The organism is Lysinibacillus sp. Y5S-8 (genome assembly GCF_036894365.1).
GTDB lineage: Bacteria > Bacillota > Bacilli > Bacillales_A > Planococcaceae > Lysinibacillus > Lysinibacillus fusiformis_D.
Map to the genome: position 1 here is coordinate 1662484 of NZ_CP145889.1, position 11858 is coordinate 1674341.

At 37.9% G+C, this 11858-nt stretch carries 11 protein-coding genes, 1 pseudogene and 2 riboswitches; of the genes and pseudogenes, 10 read left to right on the plus strand and 2 right to left on the minus strand.

The features are described from left to right. Nucleotides 1-232 precede the first annotated feature (232 nt). Nucleotides 233-1009 (minus strand): YibE/F family protein, encoded by a 777-nt coding sequence (locus tag V6670_RS07810; RefSeq protein ID WP_141904108.1) that lies wholly within the window; start codon nt 1007-1009, stop codon nt 233-235. Beyond that, nucleotides 1006-2130, minus strand: coding sequence for a YibE/F family protein (locus tag V6670_RS07815; RefSeq protein ID WP_338653463.1), 1125 nt, complete (start codon nt 2128-2130; stop codon nt 1006-1008). Before V6670_RS07815 ends, V6670_RS07810 begins: the two co-directional genes overlap by 4 nt. Before the next feature lie 387 nt (nt 2131-2517). Then, a riboswitch (FMN riboswitch) is annotated at nt 2518-2643 on the plus strand. Nucleotides 2644-2759: 116 nt separating this feature from the next. Further along, nucleotides 2760-2885, plus strand: a riboswitch (FMN riboswitch). A 229-nt stretch (nt 2886-3114) separates the two neighbouring features. Between V6670_RS07815 and ribE (V6670_RS07820) the strand changes: the two genes are divergently transcribed. The 10 genes and pseudogenes from ribE (V6670_RS07820) to V6670_RS07865 all read left to right on the plus strand — a co-directional run bounded on the left by ribE (V6670_RS07820) (nt 3115) and on the right by V6670_RS07865 (nt 11368). Then, the gene (gene ribE / locus V6670_RS07820; RefSeq protein WP_338653464.1) at nt 3115-3753 is read left to right on the plus strand and encodes a riboflavin synthase; all 639 of its coding nucleotides are present in this window, start codon (nt 3115-3117) and stop codon (nt 3751-3753) included. Between the two features lie 25 nt (nt 3754-3778). Then, nucleotides 3779-4369, plus strand: a pseudogene (gene ribB, locus V6670_RS07825) (3,4-dihydroxy-2-butanone-4-phosphate synthase); the annotation flags it as partial. A gap of 54 nt (nt 4370-4423) precedes the next feature. Further along, complete coding sequence (ribE, locus tag V6670_RS07830) at nt 4424-4891, plus strand: 6,7-dimethyl-8-ribityllumazine synthase (protein ID WP_338653466.1); 468 nt, start codon at nt 4424-4426, stop codon at nt 4889-4891. Nucleotides 4892-5025: 134 nt separating this feature from the next. After that, the gene (locus V6670_RS07835) at nt 5026-6468 is read left to right on the plus strand and encodes a spore germination protein (protein WP_338653468.1); all 1443 of its coding nucleotides are present in this window, start codon (nt 5026-5028) and stop codon (nt 6466-6468) included. A 322-nt stretch (nt 6469-6790) separates the two neighbouring features. Beyond that, nucleotides 6791-8098, plus strand: coding sequence for an ATP-binding protein (locus V6670_RS07840; protein ID WP_338653469.1), 1308 nt, complete (start codon nt 6791-6793; stop codon nt 8096-8098). Nucleotides 8099-8195: 97 nt separating this feature from the next. Continuing rightward, nucleotides 8196-8744: a histidine phosphatase family protein gene (locus V6670_RS07845; protein ID WP_338653471.1), complete on the plus strand. Its 549-nt coding sequence runs from the start codon at nt 8196-8198 to the stop codon at nt 8742-8744. Between the two features lie 13 nt (nt 8745-8757). After that, nucleotides 8758-9603: a GNAT family N-acetyltransferase gene (locus V6670_RS07850; RefSeq protein WP_338653473.1), complete on the plus strand. Its 846-nt coding sequence runs from the start codon at nt 8758-8760 to the stop codon at nt 9601-9603. Between the two features lie 70 nt (nt 9604-9673). After that, nucleotides 9674-9898, plus strand: coding sequence for a DUF2829 domain-containing protein (locus V6670_RS07855; protein ID WP_036118538.1), 225 nt, complete (start codon nt 9674-9676; stop codon nt 9896-9898). A gap of 54 nt (nt 9899-9952) precedes the next feature. Beyond that, nucleotides 9953-10708 carry a 3-oxoacyl-ACP reductase gene (locus tag V6670_RS07860; protein WP_338653476.1) on the plus strand — a complete coding sequence of 252 codons (756 nt, stop codon included), beginning with the start codon at nt 9953-9955 and terminating at the stop codon, nt 10706-10708. Nucleotides 10709-10858: 150 nt separating this feature from the next. Further along, nucleotides 10859-11368 (plus strand): QueT transporter family protein, encoded by a 510-nt coding sequence (locus tag V6670_RS07865; RefSeq protein WP_058845069.1) that lies wholly within the window; start codon nt 10859-10861, stop codon nt 11366-11368. The last annotated feature ends 490 nt before the right edge of the window (nt 11369-11858 follow it).

An 11858-nucleotide genomic window follows, 5' to 3' on the forward strand; every position in this document is an offset into this window, starting at 1 on the left:
TGATGTCGATTATCAGCGATCATGATTCCTTTTAGCTAGTACACCTCCGCGATACTAACTGCTCTGTTTTTTACTATAGCAAAAAAAAATTCTCAAATGTAAGTACTAATTTGAGCGATTACTATACGATTTCATAATTTAGACACATTTTTTTGAGATAGCATTCATTTTTTGAAGGAGAGGAGGAGATTTGTCCGGACCTATTACAAACGAGTGATAGGTCTGGACTCTTTTATGAGAGCTTTTCGGCTTTTTCACGTGTTCGAATTAAGTAATAGGCATTGACGGAAGAGGCGATCGGAATAATCAGTGCAATGCCGATGCCTGCACAAAAAATAGTCGTCATTTCAGCACTAAAAACCTTGGAGTTGACGATTTCACCAATCGAATAGGAGAGATCTTTGAACCATATTAATAAGCTTAAATAGCCACCAAAGAAAGCGAAGAATAACGTATTCGTATCGGTTCCTAAAATATCTCTCCCGATATTTAGGCCGGATGTAAATAATTTCTTTCTACTAATCGAAGGATTACGATAAAAAATCTCATGCATGGAAGTAGCAATGGAAATAGCCACATCCATAATTGCTCCAATCGTACTCATAATAATGACGGAAGCACCAATCTGCACAAAATCAACACCAATATAAAGGGAAAAGATGCTTATTTCTTCTGTTGATTCTTCACCAAATCCTTGAATCATCAATTTTTTCGTTACAAATGTAATAAAAAGAAGTAAGACAACAATTGTCACCATAGTGGAGATAAATGCTGTAATGGTTTTACTGTTTGTTTTATTGATATAGAAAAGGCTAATACAACTAATAATTGTACAGGCAACGAACGTTAAGATAATGGGGCTATTTTTAGGGTTGGTCATTAAAAAGATCGTCACAAAGAGCACACCGAAATTTAGGAATAAAGAAAGAAACGAACGTACACCTTGCTTCCCGCCAATCGCGACCATCAATAGACATAAAATAAAAGCTAATAACACAATTACATTCATTCTTGAACCCTCTTTCGATTAATGAAAAATAGAGCAGTATACTGACTGATCGGAATCGTGAGGACAACGCCAATACCACCTGCTAAGGCGCGAGCTAATTCTAAAGAAAGATTCAAGGACAGCGTGAGTCCTAAAGTAGAAGAATTTTTCAAATAAAGAATAACCATCGGTATGGAGCCGCAAAGGTAGGCAAAGAATAAAATACTCGTAATGGTGCCCATAATATCTTTCCCGATTTCATGCCCTGAAGATTTAAGTGCCTTCACAGAAATAGTAGGGTCTTGTTCATATAAAGCAAAGATTGAAGAAGCCATTGTGATAGAGACATCCATGACAGCCCCAAGTGAGCCAATAAATAAGCCAGCCATAAAGACTGTACGATAGGGGCGTGTTAAAAATTGCATTTCTTCATAGCGAAGACCGTTTTCACCAGTTAACCACATCACGACAGAGCTAATGATGAGTGCCATAACGGTTCCTAAAAGTGTAGACACAATAGCTGCATACGTTTTCGTGTTCAAGCCGCTAATAAGTAACAACGAAATAATCGTAAATAGAAGAGCGCAAATACCACTGATGACTAATAAGCTGAGGTTACCATGTTTCACATATAAATCTAACGCGAATGATAAAATCAATGCATTGACAATTAAACTAATGATGGAAAACAAGCCTTGTCTTTTCCCTATAAGGAGTAAGACAAAAATAAAAATCCACGCAATCATGAGAAGGGTTTGATCTCGTTTTAAATCAAGAATGGTACCAGTTAGCCCTGACTGTAATGTGTCATTATCTACGGAGACAAAGATTTCATTGCCTACACGGTATTCTTGGTCGAAAGCTCCAGAGGCGGAATAGTCATTCGTCAAATGGATGGATTGCCCTTTATATGGCCCATTTTGTATCACTGCTGTAATATGCTGTGTAAATAAATAATCATCATTATCATACATATCTGTCATTGGTTCTGATTCTGCTACATCAGCTTTTATCACCTCAGCAATCGGTCGATCATAAAATGATTCATTATGATGAACGAACACAATCGAAAGCACGCAGCAGAGCATTAATAAGGCATAGAAAACACCTTGCCCCAATGGGATGTTTTTAAAAAATAGCAAGTAAATGACCTCCAAAGTACTGGACTGAATTGTCACTTGTAAAGGAACGTTTTAGTGAAAGGGAAGTTCCATGCACAGTTTAAATGTTATCAGTTTAATGATTTCGTTTACATTTATCAAGTCATTGTTATATTAAGCTGAAGACTCCCTTGCTGGCGAGTGATTAAACACCCGCTGAAATAGAGGAACACCATCAAAAAACGCTGCCTCCTGTGGCAGGCAATAACGTTGTGACCAACATTATGTTGCTCAAAGCCTCAGGCGGATCTCACAAACGCGAAAAAATTTGGATGCATTGTTGGTCTGCTATAATTCTTTTTGAAAAATTTTTAAAAAGAAGGATGGATAATAGAATAAAATAGTGTTATCGTAAGATTAGCTAAATAAAAAATCCTTCAGGGTAGGGTGAAATTCCCGATCGGCGGTGATGAAGTAATTCAAAGTCCGTGAGCGCAAGCTGATTTGGTGCAAATCCAAAACCGACAGTTATAGTCTGGATGGGAGAAGGGTAAAAATGCGAGCTTTTTAAATTGATTGTAATTTAGAAGGTTTATTTGCCTATGCATTTATTACACTACTTCCCACAAGCTTGTTGGGAAGTTTTTTTATTTAGTGCCAATCGAATAGAAGATGTTCTTCGGGGTAGGGTGAAATTCCCAATCGGCGGTGATGAAGTAATTCAAAGTCCGTGAGCGCAAGCTGATTTGGTGCAAATCCAAAACCGACAGTTATAGTCTGGATGGGAGAAGAACAAATGAGATGACAGTCTATGGAAAAAATAGTTTTCAATTAGGCTTATTTGTTGATGTCTTATACTCCCAAACCCCTTTGCTGAAAGGGGTTTTTGTTTTTTATCGATAGCTAGAGCTAGAGAAGGAGGAGACGGATAAAACTGGAGAAGTGACGGATAGACCTTCGAAACTGATGGATAAGACTTCAAAAGTGAAGGATAGAAGCCTAAATCAATGAAAAGTAGGTGATGGAATGTTTACAGGGCTTGTAGAGGATATTGGCATTCTGAAATCCATGCAAAGCGATAGGGACAGTATGAAAATAACAGTTCAATCAGCCAAGATAGCAGAAGATGTCAAGCTTGGAGACAGTATCGCGGTTAATGGTGTTTGTTTAACGGTGACATATTTTACGGAACAGACGCTTACGATGGATGTGATGCCTGAAACAGTCAACGCAACCAATTTACAGCACCTCGTAGTAGGGGATTTCGTGAATTTAGAGCGTGCCATGCCTGCTAATGGGCGATTTGGCGGTCATTTTGTTGCTGGACATGTGGATGGGGTCGGTAAAATTTTACGCAAACGTCCAGTTGCCAACGCAGTCTATATTGATATCGAATTGTCAGAGGAACTAACCAAATTTTGTATTCCGAAGGGTTCTATTACGATTGATGGCACAAGCTTAACCCTTTTTCATGTTGACACGAATAGTGTCACGATTTCACTAATTCCCCATACGTACAAAGAAACCGTATTAGGCATGAAGAAGGCTGGAGCGATTGTTAATATCGAAACGGATTTAGTTGGTAAATATATTTTACAGCACCTGAAAAAAGGGCAAGCAACACCAACCATTACGAGAGATTACTTAGCACAACATGGTTTTTAACAAACTGAACGAGGAGATGACAAAAGTGCTATATGCAATTGAAGAGGCCATTGAGGATTTAAAGCAAGGTAAAATGATTGTAGTGGTTGATGACGAGGATCGGGAAAATGAAGGAGATCTTCTGGCACTCGCTGAATTCATGACACCAGCAACTATAAACTTTATGGCAACCTATGGTAGAGGATTAATTTGTACACCGATTTCACAGCAGCTTGCACAGCAGCTAGACTTACATCCGATGGTTCAGCACAATACGGATAATCATCAAACAGCGTTTACCGTAAGTATCGACCATGAGGATACAACGACAGGAATTAGTGCCTATGAACGAGCATTTACGATACAAAAAATGATTGAAAAGCAAGCAAAGCCAACTGAGTTTCGTCGACCTGGTCATGTTTTTCCGCTCATTGCGAAGGATAATGGTGTTTTAGAGCGAAGAGGGCATACGGAGGCGACTGTCGATTTGGCGAAGCTTTGTCATAGTGTGCCAGTGGGTGTTATTTGCGAGATCATGGGCGATGATGGTCATATGCTACGCTTTGAGGAATTGATAAAGTACGCAGCACAGCATGACTTGAAAATGATATCGATAGAGGCACTTGTAGCATATCGCAGTCAATTGCTTACAACTGAAAATAAAATTTCTATTTAAAAAGGAGAAAGAACAATGGGTCAAACATTTGAAGCACAATTAATTGGAACGAGTTTAAAAATTGCAGTTGTGGTAGGTCGATTTAATGAGTTCATCACAAGCAAATTATTGGACGGTGCAATGGACGGCTTAACACGACATGGTGTTGATGAAGCGTCTATTGATGTTGCATGGGTTCCAGGAGCTTTTGAAGTTCCTTTTATTGCGAAACAACTAGCAGAAACAAAGAACTATGATGCCATTATTGGTTTAGGTACGGTTATTCGCGGCTCTACAACACACTATGATTATGTTTGTAATGAGTCAGCAAAAGGTATTGCCAATGTATCGTTATCAACCAATGTACCTGTTATTTTCGGTATTGTGACTACGGAAAATATTGAGCAGGCGATTGAACGTGCTGGTACAAAATCTGGTAATAAAGGATACGATGCTGCCATGTCTGCCATTGAGATGGCTAATCTAAAGAAAATGATTGGATAATGACCAAATGTTTCTTTGAATATTTTGCACATCCATGGGAAAAATATGCTTAAGTGTATTTATTGAAGGTAATCGTTTTTCATAAATGTACTAATCTGGAGCTGGCTCAGTAGGAGATGAGAAGTATTTCATCAATGGAACAAATGATCAATTTGAAAATGTTGAAATCACTATTTCAACGCTCTGCTGATGTGATTTTTCAACAATATAAATTTCAGCAATATACAGTACATTTGATAACTTGTGATGCAATGATCAACGAACAAATACTTCAGACGGTAGTTGTTCAGCGAGTCCAATCCTTATTAAGTGATGTCGCTGATGACATGTTAGAGGAACAAATCGACCAGCATTTACACATTCCCTATTTACAAAAGGTTTTAACGCAAGAGGATGCCATAACAAGAGTCTATAAAGGGCATGTATTATTGTATTTTGAAGAAAATCAATTACTATTTTCTAGTGATATTTCTAAAAAACCGAATCGAGAGCCCGGAGAAACATCGCTAGAATTAGTGGTCAGAGGGCCAAGAGATGACTTTATAGAAGATGTTTTTATTAATATTGCTTTATTAAGAAAGCGTTTGCCCACTAATTCTTTTAGTGTAGAAACATTAGAAATTGGGAGACGTTCCAAAACCACTGTAGCGGTACTCTATATGGATGACATTGTGAATTTAAATATGCTAGAACAAATCCGTCTACAATTACAAAAGATTGATACGGATATTGTCGTCAATGGTGATTTATTGATGGAAGCAATTGAACAAACAGCCAAAGTACTGCCCAGGCATGATTATACCGGGAGACCGGATTTTGCTATGCAGGCATTAATTAGGGGAAGAATACTAATAATGATTGATGGTGTTTCCTACGCATTGATTACACCTACGAATATAATGTTGCTCTTTAAATCGGGAGAGGATAATGATTTTCCTGTCATTGTCAGTTCAATGGAAAGATTGCTTCGTATTGTTGGGATATTAATTAGTATGCTAACACCAGGCTTTTGGCTTGCGCTGACGACGTATCATCAAGAACAACTTCCTTTTCTTCTTCTAGCAACAGTTGTTGAGTCGAGAACGGGACTGCCATTCCCAACGATTCTTGAAATACTAATGATGCTATTTATGTTTGAAATGTTTCGTGAAGCCAACTTACGTCTTCCGAGTGCAATTAGTGGATCAATTAGTGTTGTGGGAGGTTTAATTATCGGAGATGCAGCGATAAAAGCTGGCGTTACGAGCCCTTCAATGATTGTTGTCATTGCGATTTCGAGTATTGCGGCTTTTACATTGGTTAACCAATCATTTGTAACAGCCATGAGTATTTTTCGACTAATCATTATTATAGCCTCTGCCTTTTTTGGATTATTTGGTTTTTTTATTGCAGTATTTTTCATCATCTTATACGCAGCGAATATGCGTGTGCTAGGTGTACCCTATTTAAATTTTAGTGCACATTTGAAGAAGGAAAATCTAAAAAAATCATTATTAAGACTTTCATCAAAGGGCTACAGTAGACGACCTTCCTTTTTAAAGCCACAGGATCGAACACGTACTTCGAGAAAAAAATAAACAAATTTCATTAAAGATCAGGTATTGTAGTAGGTACCTGATCTTTTTTGTGACTTTTGCTTTAGGAAGGTATTACATTAGCCTGTAGGATAGGAAATGAGACATAAAATGTTATTAGTTACCTTTTTAGTTTACTTTCTTGTAAAGGATTATTAAACTATTGGTTACGGTGTGTAATTTTAGTAGAGTTTAAGTAAAATGGATTTTCTGTTTTCATTTCTGTAGGATAATTAAGAAATGTTCACTTTACAAACAAAAAATAGAGTTAATTATTATATAATGATATTCCAGAATATTTATAGGTGAGGAAGTCCCGTTTTATATGAAAAATCGAAAAATAAAACTAATATTAATTCTATCAACGCTTTTATTATGTTTGTTTACAAGTTTAAACATCATTACATCCTATGTGAAAATTAAAAAGACCGTTGAAGAGTCAATTGCCAATCAAAGCTTAGAGGCTGCCAACTCCATTGCTTCTTCTATTGATACAGCTGCTTATCAGCAGTTTTTGAAGAATCCACAGAAGAATGATTATTATTGGGAAGTAAGAAGCTATTTAAATGATGCCAGAGTAAAACTAGGTGCATTGTTTGTTTATACGTTGAAGGTGGATAATCCAGAAGTATCAAGTGCGATGATTATGGGGCTGCCAAATGAACTGAAAAAAGGCTTTGATATAGGAGAGGTTTGTACTGTCCCAGCAAAGCAAGTGGAAAAAGCCTACAAAGGTGAAACCTATGTTACAGAGGTTATTCATGATTCTGTACATGGTTCTTATTTATCGGTTGGTACACCTATCAAAGATGAGAATGGTAAAATTATTGGGTATCTAGGCATTGATATCAGCGCAGACACATTAAATGGCATTAAGGGAAAAGTCATTGAAGACAATTTATTTATTTTTATTTTTAATGGTGTATTTATTTTAATTGTCATTGGTTCTTTTTTATTTTTACAACGATGGTATCAAAAAGAGGTAGCGAAAGAAGTTGGCGCTACAGAGGACACATATCAAGCAGAAATTAAAACTTTGATTACTTCGGTGTCATCATTACGTCATGATTTCACTAATCATATTCAAGTGCTACATGGTCTTTTACAATTAGAAAAAACAGAGCAAGCAAAACAATATTTGTCTTCACTATCTAAAGAAGTTCAAGCGATTAAGTCTTTAAAATTAAATATTGACCATCCAGGTCTGTCCATCTTATTACAAACGAAAAAATTAACCGCTCAAAATCATAATATTGATATGGACTTTACCATTTCTCAAAATGACTTTAATAAGATTAAAACGACAGATTTAATCAAGATTCTATCCAATTTAATTGATAATGCCATTGATGCTGCGGTTGAATTACCTGAGGGACAACGTAAAATTATGATTTGCTGTACAGCAGATGAAGTACAGTATGAATTTAAAATTACTAATACAGGGCCAAATATCGTGGATGCTGACCACATATTTAAGCAAGGGTTTTCAACGAAAAGGCATGAGCAGGGTCGCATAAGAGGACAAGGGTTATTTATTGTGAAAGAAATTGTCCATAAATACAATGGTCATATTTCAATCGACTCATCGAAACATTTAGAAACAACCGCTATTGTCCATATTCCCATTAAATAACTGAAAATAGGCTTCCTACAAATTGTAGGGAGCTTTTTTCTATTTGTTAGACATACATTACAAAGTAGAAAGTGATATGATGAAGGGGATGAAAAAAATGGAAAAGGATCTCCTGACTTTATTGAGAAAGGGTGGGCTTCATTTATATGTAAGGCATGGAATGGCAACAGTTGGTGTAGATCAGGTATATGGCACGTTTCACAGTTGCCGCTATCAAAGAAACCTATCAGAGCATGGTCGTAGGGAGGCTGTTTACTATGGTCAAATGCTACGTTATTGGCAAATTCCCATCCTTTCGCCCATTACAGCAAGTCCGTTCTGCCGAACAAGGGAAACGGCTCTACTTGCATTTCCAACTAACGGTGTACAAATTGACCCTTTTTTGTTTGATATCTTCATGTTAGGTGGCAATCTTACCAGTGCTGAGCAAACTAGCATTTTAACGAAACTGACATCCAAGCTGGAAATAAAACCATCACAAGGCATGAATAATGTAATGATTGGTCATAGCTTTCCGAGAGACGTGGGCCTTGGTATCCTTTCGAATATGGGGACGGTTGTCATCAAGCCTAAAGGTCCAGGGCGTGGCTATGATATCGTGAAAAAAATAACCTTAGAAGATTTAGCGACATTAGATTCCATTTGAGAAGAGGGAAAATATGAAGGTCAAAACAGTTGAACAATGCACATTAGAGGAAGTATTGAAAGCATGGAACAAAGGCTTTGAAGGCTATTTTGTGGATATCCATATGACGGCCGAAATGTTTTTACATCGACTGGTTGGGGAGGGGCTGTCTCCTAAACATTCCATTGTCATTTTTGACCAAGATGAACCGATTGCAATTGTCATGAACGGTTTTCGTATCATGAATGGCAAGAAAACAGCTTGGAACGGTGGTACAGGTATTTCCCCAGCCTATCGTGGTAAAGGCGTCTCACGCTTATTAATGGAGGAAACCTTAGCTATCTATAAACGAGAACATGTAGAAATCGCTACGCTGGAGGCAATTAAAGAAAATCAGGTAGCTATTGCTTTGTATGAAAAATATGGCTATGAGGTTGCTTCTTCATTATTTTTTTTAAGTGGCGAATATGGAGCGAACGTAGAGCCTACAGCCGCCATTCATGTTGCAACCATTCGCCCTGAGCAGCTAGCATATCTCTCTTTTTATCAGGAAGATGTTCCTTGGCAGTGTGGCTGGCAGAGTGTGAAGCAGGGGGAAGCCAAGGTTTTCTATCATGACAACAATGAAGCCCTAGGCTATATGCTATACAAAACTGTGTGGAATGACAGCGGTGAGATGGAGCGTATTCTACTCTATCAATTGGTGATCCTAGCAGAAAGTCATATAGATTTAATACCGCAATTTTTAGCCAGCGTCACAACACATAAAGTTCAGATAACGACAGTGAACTTTTTAGCTAGCAATCCAGTAACAAGCTATTTATTAAAGAATGGGCTTAAGGTGACAACAGAGCAGGTACAGATGACAAGGAGATTCTAGGCATGGTTGCCAACCTCCTAAAAATCCAGTATACTAATGCGATAAAGAATGGAAATAAAGGATGAATTAGATGACTTTTGAAGAAGTATTACCACGCTTAAAAGCAGGAGAAAAAGTAATTCGCAATGGCTGGGGTGGTGCTGAGCTATATGTGAAGCTGGTTGGTCAAAGCCAACATGATGGCGAGACATTGAATCCTTATTTTTTAATTAACGTTCGTGGTGAGGGCTATACAATGTTCACACCTACAGTATGTGATCTATTAGCGGAAGATTGGATAATCGTAGAATCATAATGAGTGAAGTCATCTCTTCTAGTGAGATGACTTCTTTCTGTAAGGAGACACAATATGAAGTTTGATGAATATAGAGAAAAGATGGTTTTTATTACGGGGGCCGCTTCAGGCATTGGACATGCTCAAGTTATTGCATTTTTAGAAAATGGAGCAACTGTTTTTGGATTGGATGTAGAGGAGCAGGGGTTAATACAGTTACAGCAGCAATATCCTGATCGTTTTGCCTATAAGGTTGGCTCTGTAAGTAGCCAACAAGATGTGGAGCAGTCGTACAAAGAAGCTATTTCAATATTTGGGCAAATTGATATTTTATGTAATACTGCTGGGATTTTAGATGGTTTTGCGAAAACTTTGGATACAGACGAAGCGCTGTGGGATAAAATTATGAACACGAATGTGAAGGGCACGTTTTTTGTGACGAACACGATCTTACCGCATATGGTAGAACGTGGCACTGGTACAATCATCAATATGGCGTCGATTGCTGGACTTGTTGCTGGTGGTGGTGGTGCAGCCTACACAGCTTCTAAGCATGCCATTGTCGGTTATACGAAGCAGCTAGACTTAGATTATTGTCGAGCGGGTATTCGTGCGAATGCGATTGCGCCTGGAGCCATCCAAACACCGATGAATAAGGCTGATTTTGAAGGGGACGGGGAAATGGCTAAATGGGTAGCTGAAGAAACGCCAGCAGGTCGATGGGCACAGCCTTATGAGGTGGCGAATTTGACTTTATTTTTAGCAAGCTCGGCTGCCGATTATATTCATGGGGCAGTGATGCCGATTGATGGTGGTTGGCTGACAAAATAGCATTGTTCAATTCGATATTCTTCTGCTATAATACGCAGGTAAGCAAAAACGGCTTGCACTACGGCACTTCAGATAGGGCGTGAAGCTCTCTTCCTTTGGTCGTAGTTATTACTAAAATAGCAACTAGCTATTTTACAAAGGAGAATAAAATTGAATACATCTATTGTAAAAGATTCTAGCCGTGTTTCTGTAAGTGAACTTACAAAAACGGCACTTGTTGCAGCCCTTTACGTCGCTGTAACGGTTTTGTTGTCAGTCATTAGCTTTGGCGCTGTTCAGCTACGTTTATCAGAAATGTTTAATTATCTGGCACTGTACAATAAGCGCTATGTGGTTGCGGTGACAATTGGCGTCATACTCGCAAACTTCATGTCACCAACATGGATTTTAGATGTGCCAATCGGTGGAATTGCGACCTTTCTTGTCTTATTACTTTGTAGAAGCGTCACAAAACATATGACAAATGACATTGCAAAAATGGTTGTTACTGCTTTGATTTTTGCTGTCTCCATGTTTACAGTGGCTGGTCAATTAACTATCCTTTACGATCTACCATTTTGGGCGACCTGGTTCACAGTGGGCGTTGGGGAATTATTGTCTATGACTGTTGGTGGACTGACTATTTACTTATTAAATAAAAAAATTGATTTATCTAAATAAATTTGATGAATAAAAAAGACATTATCAGCGTAAGGGTGAGAGTATCGAATTTAGAATAACTCTAACACTTCGGCTGAGTTATCCGTTCAAAACAACCGCTTTAGCTATTACTTCATCTACTTAATATAGTATTTTTCACTGAATATCAAAAAAGCCTCTTTGCCCGGATTTTGTCTAGCATTTTCAGAACAAAATCCGGGCTTTTATTTATTTCCTCACGGCCAATAGCCAGATAGCAACAAGGCATCCCAAATCGCAAACCCATAGCTAACTCCTTATAAGCCGATTTTAGGTCACTTCCAAGCTATTTATGCCAAACAACATATCCAACTGCTAGAGCACAATTACCTTATTTCTATAATCCTTAAGGAGATAAGCACATTTTACATATTACTAAACTGTTTTTCACAATGACTTGATTGCTATCTATGCTTGTCAGACCAATCACTTGTCGGAGGGTCTAGAGACAATGTATTGTGCAGCCCACAAC

Coding starts and splice junctions, on each gene's coding strand:
- V6670_RS07810 (WP_141904108.1), bottom strand. CDS start 1,009: ATGAATGTAATTGTGTTATTAGCTTTTATTTTATGTCTATTGATGGTC.
- ribE (WP_338653464.1), top strand. CDS start 3,115: ATGTTTACAGGGCTTGTAGAGGATATTGGCATTCTGAAATCCATGCAA.
- ribE (WP_338653466.1), top strand. CDS start 4,424: ATGGGTCAAACATTTGAAGCACAATTAATTGGAACGAGTTTAAAAATT.
- V6670_RS07835 (WP_338653468.1), top strand. CDS start 5,026: ATGGAACAAATGATCAATTTGAAAATGTTGAAATCACTATTTCAACGC.
- V6670_RS07840 (WP_338653469.1), top strand. CDS start 6,791: ATGAAAAATCGAAAAATAAAACTAATATTAATTCTATCAACGCTTTTA.
- V6670_RS07845 (WP_338653471.1), top strand. CDS start 8,196: ATGGAAAAGGATCTCCTGACTTTATTGAGAAAGGGTGGGCTTCATTTA.
- V6670_RS07850 (WP_338653473.1), top strand. CDS start 8,758: ATGAAGGTCAAAACAGTTGAACAATGCACATTAGAGGAAGTATTGAAA.
- V6670_RS07855 (WP_036118538.1), top strand. CDS start 9,674: ATGACTTTTGAAGAAGTATTACCACGCTTAAAAGCAGGAGAAAAAGTA.
- V6670_RS07860 (WP_338653476.1), top strand. CDS start 9,953: ATGAAGTTTGATGAATATAGAGAAAAGATGGTTTTTATTACGGGGGCC.